General features: G+C 69.9%; 21 protein-coding genes. 16 read left to right on the top strand and 5 right to left on the bottom strand.

Going from position 1 to position 22,862, the window contains the following annotated elements; genetic code table 11:
* Positions 1 to 11: 11 nt before the first annotated feature.
* Positions 12 to 476, bottom strand: coding sequence for a MaoC family dehydratase (locus ABD056_RS03045; protein ID WP_343864284.1), 465 nt, complete (start codon positions 474 to 476; stop codon positions 12 to 14).
* Between the two features lie 270 nt (positions 477 to 746).
* Here ABD056_RS03045 and ABD056_RS03050 point away from each other — a divergent pair, with 270 nt between their 5' ends.
* Positions 747 to 1,385: a TetR/AcrR family transcriptional regulator gene (locus ABD056_RS03050; protein WP_343864286.1), complete on the top strand. Its 639-nt coding sequence runs from the start codon at positions 747 to 749 to the stop codon at positions 1,383 to 1,385.
* Positions 1,386 to 1,445: 60 nt separating this feature from the next.
* On the opposite strand, the gene ABD056_RS03055 is transcribed toward ABD056_RS03050, so the two are convergent.
* Entirely contained in the window at positions 1,446 to 3,068 is a 1,623-nt protein-coding gene (locus ABD056_RS03055; protein ID WP_343864288.1) for an AMP-binding protein, read from the bottom strand.
* Positions 3,069 to 3,293: 225 nt separating this feature from the next.
* On the opposite strand from ABD056_RS03055, the gene ABD056_RS03060 reads away from it, so the two are divergent.
* Genes ABD056_RS03060 through ABD056_RS03090 form a run of 7 tightly spaced genes read left to right on the top strand, consistent with a single transcriptional unit; the run spans position 3,294 to position 10,346 of the window.
* Positions 3,294 to 4,043, top strand: coding sequence for an enoyl-CoA hydratase/isomerase family protein (locus ABD056_RS03060; protein WP_343864290.1), 750 nt, complete (start codon positions 3,294 to 3,296; stop codon positions 4,041 to 4,043).
* 55 nt (positions 4,044 to 4,098) lie between these two features.
* On the top strand, positions 4,099 to 5,694 hold the full coding sequence (locus ABD056_RS03065) for an aldehyde dehydrogenase family protein (protein ID WP_343864292.1): 1,596 nt from the start codon (positions 4,099 to 4,101) through the stop codon (positions 5,692 to 5,694).
* Between the two features lie 5 nt (positions 5,695 to 5,699).
* Positions 5,700 to 6,461 (top strand): ABC transporter ATP-binding protein, encoded by a 762-nt coding sequence (locus tag ABD056_RS03070; RefSeq protein ID WP_343864294.1) that lies wholly within the window; start codon positions 5,700 to 5,702, stop codon positions 6,459 to 6,461.
* Positions 6,454 to 7,158, top strand: coding sequence for an ABC transporter ATP-binding protein (locus ABD056_RS03075; RefSeq protein WP_343864296.1), 705 nt, complete (start codon positions 6,454 to 6,456; stop codon positions 7,156 to 7,158). The genes ABD056_RS03070 and ABD056_RS03075 overlap by 8 nt, the downstream gene beginning before the upstream one ends.
* Before the next feature lie 50 nt (positions 7,159 to 7,208).
* Positions 7,209 to 8,423, top strand: coding sequence for an ABC transporter substrate-binding protein (locus ABD056_RS03080; RefSeq protein WP_343864298.1), 1,215 nt, complete (start codon positions 7,209 to 7,211; stop codon positions 8,421 to 8,423).
* A gap of 31 nt (positions 8,424 to 8,454) precedes the next feature.
* Positions 8,455 to 9,342: a branched-chain amino acid ABC transporter permease gene (locus tag ABD056_RS03085; RefSeq protein ID WP_343864300.1), complete on the top strand. Its 888-nt coding sequence runs from the start codon at positions 8,455 to 8,457 to the stop codon at positions 9,340 to 9,342.
* Positions 9,339 to 10,346, top strand: coding sequence for a branched-chain amino acid ABC transporter permease (locus ABD056_RS03090; protein ID WP_343864302.1), 1,008 nt, complete (start codon positions 9,339 to 9,341; stop codon positions 10,344 to 10,346). The genes ABD056_RS03085 and ABD056_RS03090 overlap by 4 nt, the downstream gene beginning before the upstream one ends.
* Positions 10,347 to 10,406: 60 nt before the next feature.
* On the opposite strand, the gene ABD056_RS03095 is transcribed toward ABD056_RS03090, so the two are convergent.
* Positions 10,407 to 11,321, bottom strand: a complete 915-nt coding sequence (locus tag ABD056_RS03095) for a LysR family transcriptional regulator (RefSeq protein WP_343864304.1) — start codon at positions 11,319 to 11,321, stop codon at positions 10,407 to 10,409.
* A gap of 264 nt (positions 11,322 to 11,585) precedes the next feature.
* Here ABD056_RS03095 and ABD056_RS03100 point away from each other — a divergent pair, with 264 nt between their 5' ends.
* The 8 genes from ABD056_RS03100 to ABD056_RS03135 all read left to right on the top strand — a co-directional run bounded on the left by ABD056_RS03100 (position 11,586) and on the right by ABD056_RS03135 (position 19,712).
* Complete coding sequence (locus ABD056_RS03100; RefSeq protein ID WP_343864307.1) at positions 11,586 to 12,377, top strand: 5-oxoprolinase subunit PxpA; 792 nt, start codon at positions 11,586 to 11,588, stop codon at positions 12,375 to 12,377.
* A gap of 59 nt (positions 12,378 to 12,436) precedes the next feature.
* On the top strand, positions 12,437 to 12,673 hold the full coding sequence (locus ABD056_RS03105) for an acetyl-CoA carboxylase (RefSeq protein ID WP_343864309.1): 237 nt from the start codon (positions 12,437 to 12,439) through the stop codon (positions 12,671 to 12,673).
* A 5-nt stretch (positions 12,674 to 12,678) separates the two neighbouring features.
* Positions 12,679 to 14,043: an acetyl-CoA carboxylase biotin carboxylase subunit gene (locus tag ABD056_RS03110; RefSeq protein ID WP_343864311.1), complete on the top strand. Its 1,365-nt coding sequence runs from the start codon at positions 12,679 to 12,681 to the stop codon at positions 14,041 to 14,043.
* A 10-nt stretch (positions 14,044 to 14,053) separates the two neighbouring features.
* Complete coding sequence (locus ABD056_RS03115; protein ID WP_343864313.1) at positions 14,054 to 14,929, top strand: 5-oxoprolinase subunit B family protein; 876 nt, start codon at positions 14,054 to 14,056, stop codon at positions 14,927 to 14,929.
* Complete coding sequence (locus ABD056_RS03120; RefSeq protein ID WP_343864315.1) at positions 14,919 to 15,890, top strand: 5-oxoprolinase subunit C family protein; 972 nt, start codon at positions 14,919 to 14,921, stop codon at positions 15,888 to 15,890. The genes ABD056_RS03115 and ABD056_RS03120 overlap by 11 nt, the downstream gene beginning before the upstream one ends.
* A gap of 90 nt (positions 15,891 to 15,980) precedes the next feature.
* Complete coding sequence (gene torT / locus ABD056_RS03125; RefSeq protein ID WP_343864317.1) at positions 15,981 to 17,042, top strand: TMAO reductase system periplasmic protein TorT; 1,062 nt, start codon at positions 15,981 to 15,983, stop codon at positions 17,040 to 17,042.
* A 109-nt stretch (positions 17,043 to 17,151) separates the two neighbouring features.
* Entirely contained in the window at positions 17,152 to 18,663 is a 1,512-nt protein-coding gene (locus ABD056_RS03130; protein ID WP_343864319.1) for a sugar ABC transporter ATP-binding protein, read from the top strand.
* Positions 18,660 to 19,712 carry an ABC transporter permease gene (locus ABD056_RS03135; protein ID WP_343864320.1) on the top strand — a complete coding sequence of 351 codons (1,053 nt, stop codon included), beginning with the start codon at positions 18,660 to 18,662 and terminating at the stop codon, positions 19,710 to 19,712. The genes ABD056_RS03130 and ABD056_RS03135 overlap by 4 nt, the downstream gene beginning before the upstream one ends.
* A gap of 13 nt (positions 19,713 to 19,725) precedes the next feature.
* Here the strand turns inward: ABD056_RS03135 and ABD056_RS03140 are convergent, their stop codons facing one another.
* Together ABD056_RS03140 and ABD056_RS03145 are read right to left on the bottom strand one after the other, a co-directional pair.
* The gene (locus ABD056_RS03140; RefSeq protein WP_343864322.1) at positions 19,726 to 21,915 is read right to left on the bottom strand and encodes an ATP-binding protein; all 2,190 of its coding nucleotides are present in this window, start codon (positions 21,913 to 21,915) and stop codon (positions 19,726 to 19,728) included.
* Positions 21,912 to 22,820 (bottom strand): PhnD/SsuA/transferrin family substrate-binding protein, encoded by a 909-nt coding sequence (locus ABD056_RS03145; protein WP_343864324.1) that lies wholly within the window; start codon positions 22,818 to 22,820, stop codon positions 21,912 to 21,914. The genes ABD056_RS03140 and ABD056_RS03145 overlap by 4 nt, the downstream gene beginning before the upstream one ends.
* Between the last annotated feature and the right edge of the window lie 42 nt (positions 22,821 to 22,862).

Here is a 22,862-nt window from a genome sequence, read left to right on the forward strand (position 1 = left end):
GCGGAAACTCCTTACTTGAGCACGGTCAGGATCAGCCAGTCGGCGGCCAGGGCGGGGCGGGCGAGGCCTTCCGCTTCGACGCTGACGGCATAGGTGGCGAGGTGCTGGTTGCGCCCCTTGTCCACCAGGTCGGTCAGGGTGAAGCGCCCGCGCACCCGGCTGCCCACCGGCACCGGGGTCAGGAAGCGGATGCGGTCGAAGCCGTAGTTGATGCTGACGGCGGCGCCCTCGATACCCGGCAGTATGTCGAGGCTCATGGCGGTCAGCATGGACAGGGTGAGGAAGCCGTGGGCGATGGTGCCGCCGAAGGGGCTGTCGGCGGCGGCGCGGGCCGGATCGACGTGGATAAACTGGTGGTCCTCGGTCAGGTCGGCGAAGGCATTCACCGTCGGCTGATCGAGCAGGAACCAGCGGGACACGCCGATCTCGGCGCCCTTGCGGCGGGCCAGGTCGGCAATGGTGATGGCAGGCGGCATCCGTCTCTCTCTCCCGGACTTGAGCGGTGGCGGCCAGGGCGGTTGAGCTTGCCAAGGCGCCGAAGAACATACTAAGTAGTATGTCACGCCGTCACGACTTGTCCAGGGGCCTGTGGCCGGGGCAGGGCGGCGCCGGAGCGTGGCGGCTGGGAATGGGCTGGCGCGCGATGTAATGGTATGTGTGCCCACCGCGGTGGGGCGGGTGGCCCGGCGGCAACGGCGGGGCACACCGCCGGCAGGCAGCGTGGGATCTGGAACGGGACGGACAAGATGGTGAAAACGACGCTCCGCGAAGCGCCGCGCAGCGACAAGAGCGGCAATGCGGAGCTTCTGCAGGCGGCCGCCGAATGCTTCATGGAGCAGGGCTTCCACGCCACCAGCATCGACGACGTGGCGCGGCGCCTGGGGGCGACCAAGGGGCGGGTGTATCACTACTACCGCTCCAAGACCGACCTGTTCTTCGACGTCCACCGCGAGGGCATGCGCCGCAATTTCGACGCGGTGCGGCCGGTGGCGCGCGGGCCGGAGCCGGGCGCGGCGCGGCTGCGCGCCATGTTCCTGCGCCATGCCCTGGCGATGATGGAGAACCTGCCGTTCGAGACGGTGGTGGTGCAGGGCGTCCACATGCACCGCATGGCGGCCACCACCCCGGCCCAGCGCCGGGTGCTGGACGAGCTGATGACCATCCGCAACGACTTCGAGGCGCTGTTCAAGTCGGTGGCCTACGAGGGGGTGGAGGACGGCTCCATCCGCACCAACGACGTGTCGGTCGCCATCAAGGCGGCGCTCGGGGCGCTGAACTGGATCTGCATCTGGTACCGCCCGCGCAGCGGCGAAACCCACGACGACCGCCTGATCCTGGCGGAAAAGATCGTCGACACCATCATGAACGGGCTGGCGGCGGGGTAACCCCGACACAGCGGGCAGAGCCGGCGGCGGAGCGATCCGCCGCCGGTTGTCTTCTCGTGGTCAGGACAGTTTTTCGCGGGCGAGGCGCACGCCGGCCGCCTCGCGGTCCCAGGTGTCGGGGGTGAGGCCCTGGGTGCGCAGGACGTGCTTCTGCAGCTTGCCGCTGGCGGTTTTCGGCAGGTCGTCCACCACCCGCACGTAGCGCGGCACCATGAAGTGGGGCAGGCGCGGCGCCAGGAAGGCGATCAGGTCCGCCGGGTCGAGCGTCTCGCCCTCCACCGGCGTCACCACCGCCAGCACGTCGTCCTCGGTAACCGCGCTCGGCACCGCCAGGGCCATGGCTTCGCGCACCTTTGGGTGGGCGCAGATCTCCGTCTCCAGCTCGAAGGACGAGATGTTCTCGCCGCGCCGGCGGATCACGTCCTTCATGCGGTCGACGAAGAAGAACCGCCCCTGGTCGTCCTTGCGGAAGGCGTCGCCGGTGTGGAACCAGCCGTTGCGCATGGCTTTCAGCGTCGCCTCCGGCTGCTTGTAGTAGCCGCTGCATAGCGCCCACGGCCGCGACGAGCGGATGATCAGCTCGCCCACCTGGCCGGTCGGCACCTCCTGGTCGTTGGCGTCGACCACCCGCAGCTCGAAGCATGGGCGCGGCGTGCCGGCGAGGCCCGCTTCGCTGATGCCGGGGCCGGCGGTGAGGGGGCTTGCGATCTCCGTCATGTTGTAGACGGTGTGGAGGTCGACGCCGAATCGTTGGTGGAAGGCGGGGGCATCCTCGCCGAAGGGCACGATGAAGGCCTTCTTCAGCGGGTGGTCGCGGTCCTGGTCGGTGGGCGGCGCCTTCAGCAGGAAGTTGGCCATGACGCCCAACAGCAGCACCACCGTCGACCCGGTATCCCGGATCGCCGGCCAGAAATCGGCGGTGCGGAATTCGGGCACCATCGCCATGGTGCCGCCATGGGCCAGCACGGCGTAGACATAGAGCGTGCTGCCGCAATGGAAGATGGGGCCGCAGATCATGCAGCAGTCGTCTTCCGTCACCGCCGCCATGGCGTCCGGCCCCATGGTGTAGAGCTGGACGTAGGACGACACCACCCCCTTGGCCGGGCCGGTGGTGCCGGAGGTGTACATGATCGCCTGCACGTCCCACGGCTGGATCGGCCGCTCCAGCGCCAGGTCGTCGGCGGTGGCCGCCACGTCCGTCAGCGGCGCGATGCTGACGCCGGCGAGGGCAGGGGCGGCAGGGGAGTCGGCCGAGTCGCCGACGGTCAGGATGGTCGTCACCTTGCCCGGCGACAGGTCGGCCAGCCGCGGCAGCAGGGCGCGGTGGGCGATCAGGGTGGCGGCGTCGGCATCATCCAGGATGTGTTCCAGCGGCCGGCCGCGCGCCCCGGTGTTGATCGGCACGTAGACGGCGCCCAGCAGGTTGATGGCGAACCACGCCGTCAGCAGGTCCGGCCCGTTGCCCATCCAGCACAGCACATGGTCGCCCTGGCGCACCCCGGCGCGGCGCAGGGCGGCGGCGCGGTCGCGCACGCGGGCGAGGGTGTGGGCATAGGTCCAGGTCTCGCCTTTCCAGAACCGCACGAACTCGCGGTCGGGGAAGCACCGGGCCTGCTTTCCCAGCAGATCGCGCAGCACACAGTCCTCCGGCGGAGGGATTCGCGAGGGGTCGTCGGCGGTCATCGTGGTCGGCCTCCCTGGGTTCCGGCGCCGTGGCGCCATACCGCTGAGTCTTGTGGCTTAGTCTTCCGGCGCGACACGGGCGGGGTTCGCGGGCGGCGCCCCAGGTGTTTCAATGGGCTTCGCTGCGTCCTCTGCCGCCACGGCCGGCATGGAACTATTGCAACATACTCCGTAGTATGTCAAAAGGGTTCTAAGAGCCAACGACGCTGCCGGGGAGAACGTCTGATGGGAGTGGTGACGGTGGAGCGGGACGGCGCGGTGGCCGTGGTGCGCTATGACCGCGGCGGTGCCGCCAATGCCCTGAGCGCCGCCGCCATGGCCGAGCTGACCGCCGTGGCCCATGATCTGCGCGCCGACCGCGATCTTGCCGCCGTGGTGCTGACCGGCACCGCCCGCGTCTTCTGCGCCGGCATCGACCTTTCCGACCCCGCCCTGTGGGGCGCGCCCGATGAAACCCTGTCGCCGGCCCCGCTGGCCGCCGCCGAACAGGGCAAGGCGCTGTGCGAGGCCTGGGCGGCGCTGCCGCAACTGACCATCGCCGCCGTCGAAGGGGCCGCCATCGGCGGCGGCGCGGTGCTGGCGCAGGCGCTCGACTGGCGGGTGATGGCCCGCAGCGCCCGCATGCGGCTGCCGGAGGCCCGCCTCGGCTTCAACCTCGCCTGGGGCACCCTGCCGCGTCTGGTGGCGCTGGTCGGGCCGGCGCGGGCCAAGCGGGCGCTGTTCACCGACCTGCAGATCGACGCCGCCACCGCCGAGGCCTGGGGCCTTGCCGATGCGGTGGTCGAGGATGGCGCCGCCGTGGCCGAAGCCCTGCGCCTCGCGACCGAGGCGGCGGCGGTGCCGGCGCCGGTGCTGCGCATGACCAAGCGCGCCATCGCCGCCCAGGTGGAGGCGCCGCACCTCGCCCACGCCGACGCCGACCAGTTCCTTCTCAGCATCTGGATGGCCCAGCGCCACAAGACCGCCACCGCCTGACACCCACCGCCAACAAGAGGCGCCTGAAGGCGTCCGGCCCCAAGGGAGGCACTCCATGACCATGCCGGTGACCCGGCCCGCGCTGCCGCGCGTGACCTATTCCAATACCGGAGAGGACTTCTCCGCCGTCCATGCCCACCTGGACGCGGTGCTGCCGGCCGTGCGCCGCCACCTGCTCGGGCGGGCGCAGCCGAACCGCATCGGCGGCGCCGACGACGACAGCGACGGCGAGGCCTACGACGCCGCCAGCCCCATCGACCGCGCCCTGCTGCTCGGCCGCTTCACCGCCGCCGGTGCCGGCGCCGTCGACCGGGCGGTGACCGCCGCCGCCGAGGCCGGACGCGACTGGGGCCGGCGGCCGTGGGCGGAACGCCTCGCCATCCTGCGCCAGGGCGCCGTCGCCATGGAGCGGCGCAAGTACGAGCTTTCCGCCGCCGCCCTGCTGGAAGTCGGCAAGTCGCGCCTGGAAGCGGTGGGCGAGGTGGAGGAAGCCATCGACCTCATCCGCTACTACTGCGACGAGATGGAGCGCGCCGACGGCTTCGACCGGCCCATGCAGCGCGCCTTCCCCCACGAGGCGACCCGCTGCGTGCTGCGCCCCTACGGCGTCTTCGCGGTGATCGCCCCGTTCAACTTCCCGGTGGCGCTGTCGACCGGCATGATGACCGCCGCCATGGTCGGCGGCAACACGGTGGTCTACAAGCCGAGCCCGCTGGCCGGCCTGACCGGCCGGCTGATCGTCGAGTGCTTCGTCGCCGGCGGCCTGCCGGACGGCGTGCTCAACCTGCTGTGCGGCGGTGCGGCGACGGGGGAGGCGATGCTCACCCACCCCGGCATCGACGGCGTCGCCTTCACCGGATCGCACGCCGTCGGCATGGACATCTTCCGCCGCTTCGCCGCCGGCCCGCAGGCGCGGCCGGTGCTGGCCGAAATGGGCGGCAAGAACCCGGCCTATGTCACCGCCTCCGCCGATCTTGATGTGGCGGTGGCCGGCGTGGTGCGCTCCGCCTTCGGGTTGCAGGGGCAGAAGTGCAGCGCCCTGTCGACTGTCTTCGTCGCCGACGCCGTGCACGATGCCTTCCTGGAGCGCCTGACGGCGGCGACCGAGGCGCTGACCGTCGGCAACCCGGAGGACGCCGGCGTCTTCATGGGGCCGCTCATCAACGAGGCGGCGCTGCGCCGGTTCGATGAGGCCTGCGCCGCCGGCCGCGCCGACGGCACCATCCTCTGCGGCGGCGACGTGCTGCGCGGCGGGGTGTACGACGGCGGCTGCTACGTGCGGCCGACGGTGATCGCCGGCCTGCCGGACGACCACCGGCTGCACCGGGACGAGCTGTTCCTGCCGGTCCTCACGGTGCGCCGCTTCATCGACCTGGATGCCGCCATCGCCGCCGGCAATGCCGTCCGCTACGGCCTGACCGCCGGCCTCTACAGCCGCGAGCTGGCGGAGATCGAGCAGTTCCTGGCGACGGCGGAGGCCGGCGTGCTCTACGCCAACCGGCCAAGCGGCGCCACCACCGGCGCCTGGCCCGGCATCCAGACCTTCTGCGGCTGGAAGGGCTCCGGCCTTACCGGCAAGGGCGGCCTCGGGCCGTGGTACGTGCCGCAGTTCATGCGCGAACAGAGCCACACGCTGATGGGGTGGGAGTGAAACCGATGGCAGCCCATGACGACTACGTCATCGAAACCCGCGACATGTCCAAGTCGTTCCGCGGCTTCCTGGCGGTCTCCGGGGTGAACCTGCGGGTGCGGCGGCACACCATTCATGCCCTCATCGGGCCGAACGGGGCCGGCAAGACCACCTGCTTCAACCTGATCACCAAGTTCCTGCAGCCCAGCAGCGGCCAGATCCTGCTCAATGGCCGCGACGTCACCCGTGCCAGGCCGGCCCATGTGGCGCGCATGGGCATGGTGCGCAGCTTCCAGATCTCGTCGGTGTTCCCGCATCTGACGGTGCTGGAGAACCTGCGCGTCGCCCTGCAGCGCAAGATGGGCAACAGCTACCAGTTCTGGCGCTCCGACCGCTGCCTGGACAGCCTGAACGACCGCGCGCGGGAACTGATCGCCGACGTCGGCCTGGCGGAGTTCGAGGACAGCTTCGCCGCCGAACTGCCCTACGGCCGCAAGCGCAGCCTGGAACTGGCCACCACCATGGCGCTGGAGCCGGAAGTCATGCTGCTGGACGAGCCCATGGCCGGCATGGGCAGCGAGGACATCCAGCGCACCGCCGCCCTCATCCGCCGGGTGGCGCAGGGCCGCACCGTGCTGATGGTGGAGCACAACATCAACGTGGTCGCCGACCTGTCGGACACCATCACCGTGCTCCAGCGCGGTCAGGTGCTGGCCGAGGGCACCTATGCCGAGATTTCGTCCAACCGCGAAGTCATCACCGCCTACATGGGAAGCGAGCATGAATGACGCCCTGCTGACCGTCCGCGACCTCCAGGCCTGGTACGGCGAAAGCCACATCCTGCACGGCATGGCCTTCGAGGTCGGCAAGGGAGAGGTGGTCACGCTGCTCGGCCGCAACGGCGCCGGCAAGACCACCACCATGCGCTCCATCATGGGGCTGGTTCGCCAGCGCCAGGGATCGGTGACCTTCGACGGGCGCGAGACCATCGGCCTGCAGGCCAATCAGGTGGCACGGCTCGGGCTGGCCTTCTGCCCGGAGGAGCGCGGCATCTTCGCCTCCCTCGACGTCACCGAGAACCTGACCCTGCCGCCGGTGATCCGCGGCGGCGGCATGAGCCTTGAAGAAGTCTACGGCCTGTTCCCCATCCTGCGGGAACGCGGCCGCAGCCAGGGCACCAAGCTGTCGGGTGGCGAGCAGCAGATGCTGGCCATCGCCCGCATCCTGCGCACCGGGGCGACCATGCTGCTGCTCGACGAACCGACGGAGGGCCTCGCCCCGGTCATCGTCGAGCAGATCGGGCAGGTCATCCGCACCCTGCGCGACCGCGGGTTCACCATCCTGCTGGTGGAGCAGAACTTCCGCTTCGCCGCCGGCGTGGCCGACCGCCACTACGTGGTCGAGCACGGCCACGTCATCGACATGATCACCCGCGCCGAGGTCGAAGCGAGCCGCGAGAAGCTCAAGACCTACCTCGGCGTCTGACCGTGGTGGCCGCCCGGGCGGCCCCGCTGAACACACCAGGGAGAAACCGAATGACCAAGTTGAAGACGGCCCTGCTGGCCGGCATCGCCTCCACCGCCCTGGCCGGCGCCGCCCAGGCGGAGATTTCCGACGGGGTGGTGAAGATCGGCGTGCTTGACGACATGTCGGGGGTCTATGCCGACCTGGCGGGCGAAGGCTCGGTCCTGGCCGCCCGCATGGCGGTGGAGGACTTCGGCGGCAAGATCGGCGACACGCCGATCCAGGTGATTTCCGCCGACCACCAGAACAAGGCCGACATCGCCGCCAACGTCGCCCGCCAGTGGATCGACGCCGACAAGGTGGACGTGGTGGTCGACGTCGGCAATTCCGCCGCCGCCCTGGCGGTGCAGGAAGTGACCAAGGACAAGGGCAAGGTCCACCTCAATTCCACCGCCGCCACCACGGCGCTGACCAACGAGAAGTGCTCGCCCACCGGCGTCCACTGGACCTACGACACCTATGCCCTCGCCAACGGCACCGGCCGGGCGCTGGTGGAGCAGGGCGCCAAGAAGTGGTTCTTCATCACCGCCGACTACGCCTTCGGCCACAGCCTGGAGGAAAACACCAGCAAGGCGGTGAAGGCGGCCGGCGGCGAGGTGGTGGGCAGCGTGCGGGCGCCGTTCCCGAACAATGACTTCTCCAGCTACCTGCTGCAGGCCCAGGGTTCGGGCGCCGACGTCATCGCCTTTGCCAACACCGGCGGCGACTTCGTCAACGCCCTGAAGCAGGCGCAGGAATTCGGCATCACCCAGAGCGGCCAGCGCATCGCCGGCCTGCTGGTGTTCCTGACCGACGTGCATTCGCTGGGCCTGGAATCCACCCAGGGCCTGACCATCACCACCGGCTGGTACTGGGACCAGGACGAGGACTCCCGCGCCTGGGCCGACCGCTTCGCCGAGCGTCACGGCGGCAAGCGGCCGACCATGGTGCAGGCCGGCGTCTATTCGGCGGTCGCCCACTACCTGAAGGCCATCGACGCCATCGGCAGCGACGACGGCAAGGCGGTGGTCGACCAGATGAAGGAACTGCCGGTCAACGACATGTTCGCCAAGAACGGCCAGATCCGCGCCGACGGCCGCATGGTCCACAACATGAAGCTGGTGCAGGTGAAGACCCCCGACGAGTCCGAAGGGCCGTGGGACTACTACAAGATCCTGTCCGACATCCCCGGCGACCAGGCCTTCATGCCCCTGTCGGAAAGCACCTGCTACCTCGTGAAGCAGTAACCGGCAGCATCATGCACGAGGGGAGCGAGACATGATCGACTTTCTGGGCGTACCCATGCCCGTGCTCATGGGGCAGCTGCTGCTCGGGCTCATCAACGGCGCCTTCTATGCCGTGCTGAGTCTGGGGCTGGCCTTGATCTTCGGGCTGCTCAACATCATCAACTTCGCCCACGGCGCCTTCTACATGCTGGGCGCGTTCGTCGCCTGGCTGGCCATGCAGTACCTGGGGATCGGGTACTGGCCGTCGTTGATCCTTGCTCCCCTCGTGGTCGGCGCCTTCGGCGTCGTCATCGAGCGCACGCTGCTCAAGCGGCTCTACAACCTCGACCACCTTTATGGCCTGCTGCTGACCTTCGGCCTGGCGCTGGTGATCGAGGGCACCTTCCGCCAGATCTACGGCATCTCCGGCCAGCCCTATCAGCTGCCGGCGTCGCTGTCGGGCGGCATCAACCTCGGCTTCATGTTCCTGCCCAAGTACCGCGCCTGGGTGATCGTCGCCTCGCTGGTGATGTGCCTCGCCACCTGGCTGATCATCGAGCGCACCAAGCTCGGCGCGCTGATGCGGGCGGCGACGGAAAACCCCGACCTCGTCCGCGCCTTCGGGGTCAACGTGTCGCTGCTGGTGACGCTGACCTACGGCTTCGGCGTGGCGCTGGCCGCCTTCGCCGGGGTGCTGGCGGCGCCGATCTACTCGGTCAATCCGATCATGGGCTCGCACCTGATCATCGTCGTCTTCGCCGTCGTCGTCATCGGCGGCATGGGGTCGATCCTCGGCGCCATCGTCTCCGGCTTCATGCTGGGGGTGTTTGAGGGGCTGACGCGGGTGTTCTGGCCCGAGGCGTCGAGCGTCGTCATCTTCGTCATCATGGCCATCGTGCTGATCGTCAAGCCGGCCGGCCTGTTCGGGAGGACTGCATGATGCCGTCCGTCATGACGCACAAGGGCCTGTGGCTCGCGCTCGGGCTGGTGGCGCTGGCGGTGGCGCCGCTGGTGGTCTACCCGGTGTTCCTGGCCAAGGTGCTGTGCTTCGCCCTGTTCGCGGCCGCCTTCAACCTGTTGCTCGGCTATGTCGGGCTGCTGTCCTTCGGCCATGCCGCCTTCTTCGGCTTCGCCGCCTACTGCGGCGCCCATGTGACCAAGGAGTGGGGCCTCGGGCCGGAATTCGCCCTGCTGACCGGCATTGCCGTCGGCGCCGGCCTCGGGCTTGCCTTCGGCCTCATCGCCATCCGCCGCCAGGGCATCTATTTCGCCATGGTGACGCTGGCGCTGGCGCAGATGGTGTTCTTCGTGTCGCTGCAGGCCCCCTTCACCCACGGCGAGGACGGCATCCAGGGGGTGCCGCGCCGGCCGCTGCTCGGGCTGATCGACATTCAGTCCAACCTGTCGATCTATTACTTCGTGCTGGCGGTATTCCTGATTGGCGTCTTCATCGTCTACCGCACGGTGCATTCGCCCTTCGGCCAGATCCTGAAGTCCATCCGCGAGAACGAGCCGCGCGCCATCTCGCTTGGCTACGACACCGACCGCTACAAGCTGATCGCCTTCGTGCTGTCGGCGGGGCTGTCGGGGCTGGCCGGGTCGACCAAGGTGCTGGTGTTCCAGCTGGCGTCGCTGACCGACGTGCAGTGGCAGATGTCGGGCGAGGTGGTGCTGATGACCATCCTCGGCGGCATGGGCACCATGCTCGGCCCCATCGTCGGCGCCGCCGTGGTGGTCAGCATGCAGAACTATCTGGCGCAGGTGGGGGCGCTGACCACCATCGTGCAGGGCGTCATCTTCGTGGTCTGCGTGCTGCTGTTCCGCCGCGGCATCGTCGGCGAACTGGCGGCGCTGCTGCGCCGCCGGCGGCGGCCGAAGGACAGCGCCGCCGGACAGGAGAAGCCCGCCGGTCAGGCCGCGCCGGCTCCGGGCCGGAGCACATAGGGCCAGCCATCAGACAGGATGGATGCGGTGGCGGCGGTTTCGGTCGCCGCCGCCGTCCTGTCATGCCACCACCTGGCTCACCGGGGTCTGGTAGACGCTGCTGAAGTAGGTGCGGAACAGCCGCATGGCCGGCGTCAGCTCCACCCCCTGCCGCCAGGCAAGGCCGACGTTCATGGGCGGCACCGGCTGGGCCAGCACCGCCGTCTCGATGCGGCGGCCTTCCAGCGACCACGGGCGATAGACCATGTCCGACAGGATGGTCACCCCCTGGCCGTTGGCGACCATGGACCGCACCGCCTCGATGGACGAGGTGCGCAGGCGGATCTGCGGCTGATAGGGGGTGGTGTTCCAATAGCGCAACGCCGTATGCGCCGCCTCGTCCACCGTCAGCATGATGTAGGGTTGTTCCGCCACATCCTTCAGCCCCACCGAGTCGCGCTCCAGCAGCGGATGGCCGGAGGGCAGCCACAGGCGGCGCTGGCTGCTCATCAGCGTTTCGGTGGCGATTTCCGGGTTGGCGATGTTGGAGGTCAGCACCACCGCCATGTCGAAGCGGTTGGTGACCAGCCCGTCCTCGATCATCTCGCGGCTGAGTTCGTACAGCTGGATGCGCAGGTCGGGATAGCGGCGCTCCAGCCGCTCCAGGTGCTGCGGCAGGAAGTAGCCGAGGACCGTGTAGCTGGCCGCCACCGACAGGGTGCCGGCAACGTCGTGGGCGCCGGTGTCCAGGTGCAGCGCTTCCTCCACGCTCGCCAGGATGCGGTGGGCCGAGGCGAGGAAGCGGCGGCCGGCTTCCGTCAGGTGCATGCCCTGGGCGGTGCGGTCGAACAGGCGCACGCCGATTTCCGTCTCCAGGTCCTTGATGGCGGCGGTTATGGCCGACTGCGAGATGGACAGTTCCTTGGCCGCCCGCGACACCTGACCAAGATTTGCCGTCGCAACGAAATACTTGACGTGGCGAAAGTTGAGCGACATCGGCTGCTTGCTCTATCTGTTTTTGTGAACGGGTAAGGCGACAAAATCTGATTAGGCGCCGAGAAATTGGGCAGGCGGGGTGATCGGCTGGCGGAAAGACAGGGTGTTGCGCCCGCTGCCTCATCGCCAGCAATCAAGTTTTTCAGATAATGGTGCAGCCGAAAATAAAATTTGTCAAAGCGGGGTCGGTCCCGCAGCCTTGATGGTGAAGCAAGGGCCGGCGCGACGCCCGCCGCCCCCGCCTGAACAAGGGAGAAACGGACCGTGGCAGCCAGACTCGTCGATCTGAACTGTGACCTCGGCGAAGGCTTCGGCCAGTGGACGCTGGAGGCCTCCGACGACGACCTCATGGACCTCATCAGCTCCGCCAACGTCGCCACCGGCTTCCATGCCGGCGACCCCAACCTGATGGACCGCGTGGTGCGGCTGGCGGTGGAGCGCGGCGTCGCCCTCGGCGCCCATCCCGGCTTCCGCGACCTGCAGGGCTTCGGCCGGCGGGTCATCCAGGCGCGGCCGGAGGAACTGGTCAACGACATCCTCTACCAGCTGGGCGCCCTGCGTGAGTTCGCCCGCCGTCACGGCGTGCGGCTGCAGCACGTCAAGCCGCACGGCGCCCTGTACATGGAAGTGGCGCGCGACGAGACGCTGTCGGAACAGCTGGTCGAGGCGCTGCTGAAGTCGAGCCCGGAGACCCTGCTGTTCTGCATGGACGTCTCGAAGACCTATGCCGTCGCTCGTGCCGCCGGCCTGCCGGTGGTGCGCGAGTTCTACGCCGACCGCGACTACGACCGCAGCGGCTCCATCGTCTTCGCCCGCCGCATGCGGCCGCTCGATCCGCAGGAGGTCGCCGACAAGTGCGTCCGCGCCTGCCTGGAGGGCAAGGTCCGCACGGTGGAGGGCGACGACATCGATATCGAATTCGACTCCATCTGCTTCCACTCCGACACCCCCGGCGCCCTGCGCATCGGCACCACCCTGCGGGCGGCGCTGATCGACAACGGCATCCGCATCGCGCCGGCGGCGGAGGTGGTGGCCCAGGCCGGTGGCAGTCGCTGACCGCCGCCGCCGCACACGTATCGAACAGGGACAGTCGCACAACAAGGGAGAGACCCCCGATGCCCGAGATCCGTTCCCCGCTGCCCGGCACCTTCTACCGCGCCGCCGCCCCCGGCGAACCGCCGTTCAAGAAGGAAGGCGATGCGGTTGCCGTCGGCGACGTCATCGGTCTGGTGGAGGTGATGAAGTCCTTCATGGAAGTGAAGGCGGACGCCGCCGGCACCATCGCCCGCTTCCTGGTGGAGAACGAGCAGCCGGTCACCGCCGGCGCCGTCCTGGCCGAGCTGGAAGGGTGAGGCCGATGGCGATCCGTCGGCTGTTCATCGCCAACCGCGGCGAAATCGCCGTGCGGGTGGTGCGTTCCGCCAAGGCGCTGGGGATCGAGACGGTGCAGGCCCATTCCGAGGCCGATGCCGAGATGCTCGCCGTGCGCCTGGCCGACCGCGCCGTCTGCATCGGCCCCGCCGCCGCCAGGCACTCCTACCTCAACATCGACGCCGTGGTCGGTGCCGCCCGCGACGCCGGCTGCGATGCCGTCCACCCCGGTTACGGCTTCCTGGCCGAAAACGCCGCCTTCGCCGAGGCGGTGGAGGCGGCCGGCATGATCTTCGTCGGTCCGTCGCCCGACACCATCCGCACCATGGGCGACAAGGCCGCCGCCCGCGCCGCCGCCATCGCCGCCGGCGTGCCGGTGGTGCCGGGCTCCGACGGCCGTCTGGCCGACGTGGCGGCGGCGGTGGAAGCGGCCGAGGCCATCGGCTACCCGGTGATGATCAAGGCCGCCGCCGGCGGCGGCGGGCGCGGCATCCGCGTCGCCGACAGCGCCGACGACCTGCGCCGGCTGGTGCCGCAGGCCCAGGCCGAAGCACAGGCCGCCTTCGGCGACGGTGGTTTCTATCTGGAGCGGGTGGTGCGCGATGCCCGCCACATCGAGGTGCAGATCGTCGGCGACGGCAGCCGCGCCGTCCATTGCTTCGAGCGCGAATGCTCCCTCCAGCGCCGCCGCCAGAAGGTGTGGGAGGAAGCGCCCGCCGCCTGCCTGGACGATGCCACCCGGGCCGAGCTGTGCCGCTCCGCCGTCGCCCTGGCGGAAAGCGTCGGCTACCGCGGCGCCGGCACGCTGGAATACCTCTACGAGCCGGCGACGGGCGCCTTCTTCTTCATCGAGATGAACACCCGCATCCAGGTGGAGCACCCGGTGACCGAGATGGTGACCGGCGTCGACCTGATCGCCGAGATGATCCGGGTCGCCGGCGGCGCCCCGCTGTCGTTGCGGCAGGAGGACATCCGCCTCACCGGCCATGCGGTGGAGGTGCGCATCAACGCCGAAGACCCGGCCAACAACTTCATGCCGTTCCCCGGCGTGGTCGGGGCGCTCTCCATCCCGGAAGGGGAGGGCCTGCGCTTCGACGGCATGATCTACGAGGGCTATGCCATCCCGCCCTTCTATGACTCGCTGCTCGGCAAGCTGATCGTCCACGGCCCCGACCGCGCGGCGGCCATCGACCGGCTGGCGGCGGCGCTGCGCGACCTGCGGGTGGACGGGGTGAAGACCACCGCCCCGCTGCACGTCGCCCTGGCCGCCGATCCGGCGGTGCGGGCCGGCGACTTCCATACCCAGTTCCTCGAACCCTGGCTTGCGGGCCGCAGCCTGGCTGCCGAATAGGGAGGACCGGATGAAGACTCGTTACTCGTTCGGAGGCGATGAGCACATCTTCGTCGAAATGGACGAAGAAATGTCGCTGGACGCCTTCTTCAAGAGCCTGTCCATGACCGAGGCGGTACGGGCCGCCAACATTGCCGGCGTGACCGAGGTGTGCCCGGCCAACGCCAGCTTCCAGGTCAAGTTCGACCCCGACCGCATCGCCCCCGACGCCCTGCTGGCCGAGCTGCAGGCCCTGGAACACGCCGCCGAGGCGGGCGAGAAGCGGATCCGCACCCGCATCATCGAAGTGCCGGTGTTCTACCGCGACCCGTGGACGCACGACACCCTGATGCGCTTCCGCGAACGTCACCAGGACCCGAGCGGGACGGACCTGGATTACGCGGCGCGCATCAACGGCTATGCCACGGTGGACGACTTCATCACCGCCCACCACGCCAGCCCGTGGTTCGTCTCCATGGTCGGCTTCGTCGCCGGGCTGCCGTTCCTGTATCAGCTGGTCGACCGCGACAAGCAGATCCAGGTGCCGAAATACCTGCGGCCGCGCACCGACACGCCGAAGCAGACCATCGGCCACGGCGGCTGCTTTGCCTGCATCTACTCGGTGCGCGGGGCCGGCGGCTACCAGATGTTCGGCATCACTCCGGTGCCGATCTACGACCCGACCCAGACCGTCGCCCACCTGCGGGACTTCATGGTGTTCTTCCGCCCCGGCGACATCGTGAAGTGGAAGCCCATCGACGCGGCCGAATACGACGCCATCACCGCCGACGTGGCGGCCGGGCGGTACGAGCCGCGCATCCGTGAGGTCACCTTCGACCTCGACGCCTTCAAGGCGGACATGGACGGCACCAACGCGCGGCTGATGGAGGCTCTCTATGGCGTTTAAGGTCATTTCTCCGGGCCTGCTGACGACGGTGCAGGATCTTGGCCGCCCCGGCTACTTCCACCTCGGCATTCCCATGTCCGGCGCCATGGACCGCTTCGCGCTGCGCGCCGCCAACCTGCTGGTCGGCAACGACGAAGGCGCCGCCGGCCTGGAAGCGGTGTTCATGGGGCCGCAGCTGGAGTTCGAGGTCGACTGCACGGTCGCCGTCACCGGCGCCGACATGCCGCCGCGCGTCGACGGCCAGCATGTGGAGACCTGGACCGCCTTCCGGGTAAAGGCCGGCCAGACGCTCACCTTCGACTACCTGCGCGGCGGTGCGCGGGCCTACATCGCCATCTCCGGCGGCATCGACACGCCGCCGGCCCTCGGCAGCCGCTCCACCTACGCCATCGGCGCCCTCGGCGGCTATCACGGCCGCGCCCTGGCGGTGGGGGATGTGGTGCCGCTCGGCCGCGGCGGCGCGGTGAAGGAAGGCCGCACCCTGGCACCGGCCCTGCGCCGCCTGCCGGGCTCGCCGGCGGAACTGCGGGTGCTGCCGGGGCTGTTCTGGCGCCTCATCACCGAACAGGCCGGCCGCAACTTCTTCGACGACGAGTGGAAGGTGGCGCCGGAGGCCGACCGCATGGGCTACCGCTTCCGCGGCGGCCGCCCCATCGAGTTCGAGCCGCGCGAGCAGCCCTTCGGCGCCGGATCGGACCCCTCCAACATCGTCGACGGCTGCTATTCCTACGGCTCCATCCAGGTGCCGGGCGGGTCGGAGCCCATCGTCCTGCACCGCGATGCGGTGTCGGGCGGCGGCTACTTCACCCTCGGCGCCGTGATCTCGGCCGACATGGACCTGATCGGGCAGTTGCAGCCGCATACACCGGTCCGCTTCGTGCGGGTCGACATGGATGCGGCGCTGAAGGCCCGCCACGACCGCGCCGCCCTGCTGGCGAAGGTGCGCGACGCCCTGGCGTAAGCCGGGGCGCCCGCCCGCCGGCGCTCAACGACCGGCGGGCACGATCACAAGAAACGACAGAACAGACCTACAGGACAGTGGAGGCACCACATGAAAACCCTTGCGCTTGCCCTGACGCTGACGACGGCCCTGACCGGCGGCGCCCTTGCCGCCGACTGGTTCCCGTACCCGGCCCAGGAAACCGTTCCCGCCTTCGCCGCCGACGGCGAGGTGCGCCCGGTCGACTACTCGCCGCTGGCCAAGGCGTCGAAGGATTGGGACATCTGCGTCTCCTTCCCGCACATGAAGGACGCCTACTGGCTTGGCGTGAACTACGGCGTCGCCGAGGAAGCCAAGCGCCAGGGCGTCAAGATGACGCTGGTGGAGGCCGGCGGCTATACCGAGCTGAACACCCAGATCAGCCAGATCGAGAACTGCGTCGCCCGCGGCGCCGACGCCGTCATCATCGGCGCCATCTCCCTCGACGGCCTGAACAACGTGGTGCGCGAGGTGCGCGCCAAGAACATCCCGGTCATCGACGTCATCAACGGCATTTCCTCGCCGGAGCTGTCGGCCAAGTCGCTGGTGTCCTTCCACACCATGGGCAGCGAGGCGGGCCGCTACCTCGCCGCCAAGCACCCGGCGGGCAGCGAGCCGGTGAAAGTGGGCTGGTTCCCCGGCCCGGCCGGCGCCGGCTGGGTGGAAGCGGCGCACCAGGGCTTCATGGAGGCGGTCGCCGGCTCGGCGGTGCAGGTGCTGGAACCGCGCTACGGCGACACCGGCAAGGAAGCCCAGCTGCGGCTGGTGGAGGACGTGCTGCAGGCCACCCCTGACGTCCGCTACATCGCCGGCACCGCCGTCACTGCCGAGGCCGCCCAGGGCCTGCTGCGCGAACGCGGCCTGACCGACAGGATCGGCCTGCTCGCCTTCTACATGACGCCGGGCGTCTACCAGGGCATCCAGCGCGGCTTCATCGAGGCGGCGCCGGCCGATTCCATGGTCATCCAGGGCCGCATCGCCGTCGACCAGGCGGTGCGCCTGCTGGAGAACCAGGAGGTGGTGAAGCACGTCGGGCCGAAGATCTTCGTGGTGTCGAAGGACAACATCGGCTCCGTCGCCCGCGAGACCATCCTGCCGCCGGAAAACTACACGCCGGTCTTCCGGGTGCCCTGATCCGCGGCGGGCGGACCCCGCCGGGCGTGTCTCCCTCCCCCTGCCGCGCCCGGCGGGCCGTTCCGCACCTGCCCTGACGTATTCGTTCTTCAGACTGTGGGGTTCCTTCATGACCCAGACCCCTCTGGTCGAGACGGTGGCGCTGACCAAGCGCTACCCCGGCGTGGTCGCCCTGAACGCGGTGGATTTCGACCTGCGTTCCGGCGAGGTCCATGTGCTGTTCGGCGAGAACGGTGCCGGCAAGTCGACCCTCATTTCCATGCTGGCCGGTGCCTCGCAGCCGTCGTCCGGTGAAATCCGGGTGCGCGGGCAGGCGGTGCAGTTCGCCTCCGTCGCCGATGCGCGGGCGGCGGGCATTGCCGCCGTGTTCCAGGAATTTTCCCTGGTGCCGACGCTGACCGTGGCCGAGAACCTGTTCCTCGGCGACGAGCCGCGGCGCGGCCCCTTCATCGACCGCGCCGCCATGGTGCGCAAGGCCACCGACCTGTTCGCCCGGCTGGGCTTCGCCATCGACCCGCAGCGCCGCGTCGCCAGCCTGAGCCGCGCCGAGCAGCAGATGGTGGAAATCGCCAAGGCGCTGCACCGCGACGTCGGCATCCTCATCCTCGACGAGCCCACCGCCTCGCTCACCGACCGCGAGGTGGACCACCTGTTCGACGTCATCCTGCGCATGAAGGCGCGCGGTGTCGGCATCATCTACATCTCCCACCGCATGCAGGAATTCGCCCGCATCGCCGACCGGGTGACGGTGCTGCGCGACGGCGCCCGCATCGGCACCGTCGCCATGGCGGAGACGTCGGAGGCGCACCTGGTGGAGATGATGGCCGGCCGCGCCATCGCCGAGGTCTATCCCGTCATCGCCCGCCGCCCCGGCGAGGTGCTGCTGAGCGTCACCGGCCTGCACGCCTGGGGCGTCCACGGCGTCGACCTGGAGGTGCGGCGGGGCGAGGTGCTGGGGGTGGCGGGGCTGGTCGGCTCCGGCAAGTCGCGCAGCTTCCGCGCCGTCATGGGCCTGCTGCCGGTGCGCGGCGGCCGCGTCCGCCTGGGCGGGCGCGACATGACCGGGCAGCCGACGCGGGCCATGATGGCGGCCGGCGCCTACTACCTCACCGCCGACCGCAAGACCGAGGGCCTGCAGCTGGCCTTCACCGCCCGCGACAACCTCGCCCACGGCATCCTGGCCGGGGGGGAGGAAGGCGCCGGCCGCGCCGGACTGCTGCCGTGGCGCCGCATCCGCGCCCGTGCCGAGGCGGTGGCGGAACGGGTGGACCTGCCGCCGGCCTACCGCGGTCGGCTGGTGGCGCAGCTGTCGGGCGGCAACCAGCAGAAGACCCTGTTCGGCCGCGGCCTCGGCGGCGACTACGACCTCTACATCTTCGACGAGCCGACGGTGGGGGTGGACATGGGCGCCCGTGCCAGCCTCTACGGCCTCATCCGCGACCTGACCGAGGCCGGCAAGGCGGTGGTGGTGATCTCCTCCGACCTGCCGGAAGTCATGAACCTGGCCCACCGCCTGGTGGTCTTCGCCCACGGCCGCATCGCCGCCGAGCTGGAGGGCGAGGCCGCCACCGAAGCGGCGGTGCTGTCCCACTTCTTCGCCCAGCCTGGAGTCCCCGCATGACCGCGACGCCCGTCACCGACGCGCCGACGCCCGACCGCGCCGCCGTCGCGCCGCGCCACGCCGGCCTGCCGGCGGTTGCCCGCGCCCTGTTCGTCCGCCTTGGCGTGCTGCCGTTCTTCCTGGTGGGCGCGCTGATCATCTTCGGCGGCCTGTCCGACCGCTTCCTCACCCTCGACAACCTGGTCAACGTCGCCCGCCAGTCGGTCTATCTGGTGCTGGTGTCCATGGGCCAGATGCTGGTGCTGATCACCGGCGGCTTCGACCTGTCGGTCGGGGCGGCCATCGCCGTGACGTCGGTGGTGTCGGCCATGGCCATGGTGGCGCTGGCGACGGTCTTTCCCGACGCGGTGTGGCTGGTGATCGCCCTCGGCGCCTTCGCCGGCTTCGCTGCAGCCCTGGTGATCGGGGCGGTGAACGGGGTCGGCGTCGCCTTCTTCGGCGTGTCGCCCTTCATCATGACGCTCGGGGTCAGCTCGGTCGCCGCCGGCATCTCGCTGTTCCTGACCGGCGGCGTGCCGGTTTCCGGCATTCCCTTCACCTTCGCCGACACCTTCGGCTTCGGCCGCCTGTGGGGCGTGCCGGTGCCGGTGATCGTCGCCGCCGTGGCGGTGGCGGTAATGTGGGTGATCATGGCCCGCACCCGCATCGGCGCCCATGTCTACGCCGTCGGCGGCAACATCAAGGCGGCCCACCTGTCGGCCATCAACACCCGGCGGACGCAGATCTTCGCCTATGTGCTGTGCTCGCTGATCGCCTCGCTGACCGGCCTGCTGCTGACCGCCCGCGTGGAGAGCGGCGAGGCCAACCTGGGCGGCACCATCGCCCTGGAGAGCATCGCCGCCTGCGTCATCGCCGGCGTTTCCCTGCGCGGCGGCATCGGGCGGGTGGAGAACGTGGTGCTGGGCGCCTTCTTCATCGTGCTGGTGCAGAACGGCATGAACCTGTCGCAGGTGAGTTCCTACATGCAGATGGTGCTGCTCGGCCTGCTGCTGATCCTGGCGGTGGTGTTCGATCAGGTGCGGTATCGCATGATGATGGGCGGCCACTGAGGCGGAGGCGGGGTCAGGCGTCGGCGGTGGCGGCGGTTGCGACCGCCTCCGCCTGCGCCGGTGCCGGGTCGGCGGCGGCGATGTCGAAGACCACCGCCGCGCCGCCCTCGGCCGCCGCCGCCACGTCCACGTTGCCGCCGCCGCACTCGATCAGGCGGCGGACCAGCGACAGGCCGATGCCGGTGCTGCGGCTGCCGGGATCGGGGTGCAGGCGTTCGAACAGCCGGAAGACGCGCTCCCGGAACTCGGGCGGAATGCCGTGGCCGTTGTCGGCCACCCGGAAGACGACGCGGTCGCCGTCCATGCGGGCGTCGATGCTCAGGCGAAGGGGGCGGTCCGGGCGGTGGTAGCGGATGGCGTTGTCGATCAGCGCCTCGAAGATGCAGCGCAGGCGGCGGCGGTCGAAGTTCACCGCCGGCAGGTCGCCCACCGTCGCCTCGGCGCCCACCGCCTCCAGATCCGCCGCCCGGTGGGCCAGTTCTTCCTCCGCCACCGCCCGCGCGTCCACCCGCTCCACCTGGCGCGGCGGCTGACCGGCGGCGAGGTAGATCTCCACGTCGCGGATGAGACTGCGCATCTGCATGGCCTCCGCCTCCAGCTTGGCGAAGGTGACGCCGTGGGTTTCCTCGGCGCCGGTGCAGGTCTCGCCGATGCGGCGGCGCAGCAGGTGGGCGAAGGTGACCACCCGCCGCACCGGCTCTTGCAGGTGGTGGGCCATGACTTCCGCCAGCCGGCTCATTTCCTCGTTGGAGTGGCGGAGGGCGGCGATGATGCTTTCCCGCTCCCGCTCGCGCGCCTTCTGGGCGGTGATGTCGCGGAACACGGTGACGGTGCCGCGGACCGCGCCGTTCTCCACCAGCGGCACGCTCTTGACCTCGGTGGGGAAGGAGCGGCCCGACTTGCCGACGAACACTTCCTCGCCCTGATAGGCCTGGCCGGAACGCACGGTGCGGAAGATGGGGCAGTCCTCCAGCGGCAAGCCGCCGGAGACGGCATGGCCGTGGATCAGGTCGTGGATGGACCGGCCGAGAACCTCGCCGGCGCCATAGCCGATGAGACCGGTTCCGGCCGCGTTGATGAAGGTGGCGCGACCCTCGGCATCAAGCACGTACAGGCCGTCGGCCATGGTCTGGGTGATGACCTCCAGCCGGTTGCGCTCCTGCGCCAGGGCGGCGCGCTGGCGCAGCAGGCGGCAGACCAGGGCGAAGGTCAGCGCCAGGACCAGGGTGACCACCAGCAGCGCCACCTGGAACTCGCGCCGGAACACCGCCAGGATCTCGGTGGGGGTGTAGGAGATGACGTAGCCGGCCAGTTCCCCGGTCAGATCCCGCACCGGCACGAAGGACACGGCCACATCCCGCCCCTGGGCGCGGGCGCCGACGGTGAAGGTGTCGCCGCTGTTCATCGCCTGCTGGACGCCGTCGTCGTCGCGCAGGCTGAGGTTGGCGGCACCGCTGAGGGGGGAGAGGTCGGGAACGTCGGGAAACAGCTCCGGCAGCGGGTCTTCCACCCAGAACTCGGGGTGGATGGCGGATTCGGTGTACAACTGCTCCTGCCCGTCGAACAGCACCGAGGCGACCACCGCCCGCCGGACCACGAAATCATACTCCCGCGCCGGGTCGAGCGCCGCCATGGCCTCGCGGATGGCCTGGAAGGAAATGCTGATCTCCACCGCCCCCAGGTGCTGGCCGTGGTAGGCGATGGGATAGGCGAAGCGGAAGCCGGACATGATCTTGCCGGCTTCGAACGCCTGCACCGGCCGCCGCTCGGCATTGGCGAGGCGGAGGGCGGGGCGGACGCTCAGAACCTCGTCGCCGGCGCGGTCGGGCTGGTGCATGCGCAGATAGCTGGTGCCGTCGGCCAGCACGAAGTGGAACTGACGGACGTTGTTCTCCACCAGGTTCAGGTAGGCGGGATACAGCGCCCGGTACAGCCGGCCGCGGGCGAGGGCGCGGGCCTCGCCGGTGCTCGCCGCGCCCTCCGCCAGCAGGGCCAGGATGTCGTCGCGCGCCACCACCTCCTGGTACACGGTCTGGGTCGCCAGGCTGTACATCTGGATGCTGGCGCTATAGGCGGTGGACAGGAACTCGGTGTACTGGGCGAGGTACTGGCGTTCCTTGTCGGCGCGCACGTAGTCGAGGAACAGGGCGGCCAGCAGCCCCGCCAGCAGGAACGGCAGCACCGTCACCGCAGCCCGCCTCATCGCCGGCCCTCCGGGATGATGGGGCCGGGGCCAGTGGGGATGTCGTGCCAGCCGCCCATGGCCCGCAGGGCGTCGTAGTCGCCGTCGGCGGCCGGCTCGGCGCCGTAGCGGAAGTTGACGCCCCACTGAGCCATGCGGTCCTTGTCGGACCCGGCGGGGTCGAGGGCGGTCAGCGCCGCCACCAGCCCGTCGCGCTGGGCCGCCGCCACCGTGTCGCGGTTGGCGATGAGGGCGAAGGAGGGCAGCGGCTCCGTCTCCGCCAGGATGCGCAGGCCGAGGTGGGCATACTTGCGGGCGATCGCGGTCTTGAGGCCGCCGACCTCCGCCTCGCCGCGGATGACCGCCAGGGCCACCAGATCGTGGGCGCCGAGGTAGCGCCAGCGGGTGGCGGCGATGTCGCTGCCGGCCGCCCGCAACAGGGCCGACGTCGACAGATAGCCGCAGGTGCTGAGCGGTTGCGGCAGCGCCAGAGTGGCGCCGTTAAGTCGGGCGAGGTCGGGAAGGGCATCGCCCCACGCCACCAGGGCGCAGGTATAGGCGGCACTGCCGGAGGCTTCCCGGAAGCGGACCAGCGGCTCGGCGGCGGCGAAGCCGTCGCGCAGGGTCATGTACGGCAGCGGCCCGAGGTAGGCGAGATCCACCTGGCCGGCCCGGAACCTGTCCAGCAGTTCGCCGTAATCGGTGCTGTAGACGATTTCAATGTCGACGCCCAGGCGCTGCTCCAGATACGCCAGCATGGGGCGCACCTGGGTGATGACCGTTTCCGGCGCTTCCATGGGCAGGGGCGCGAAGCGCAGCGGCCGGGCCTTCTCCGCCGCTGCCGCAGGGGCGGGGGCAGGGCAGAAGGCAACAGCCAGCAGCAGGCCGGCCAGGGTGGCCCGCCAGGTCCATCCGCGTGTGGTCATCGTGCATGCCCAGCGCCCCAACCTGCCTTCGTCCGACAGCAG

It is taken from the genome of Caenispirillum bisanense (genome assembly GCF_039523075.1).
GTDB lineage: Bacteria > Pseudomonadota > Alphaproteobacteria > Rhodospirillales > Rhodospirillaceae > Caenispirillum > Caenispirillum bisanense.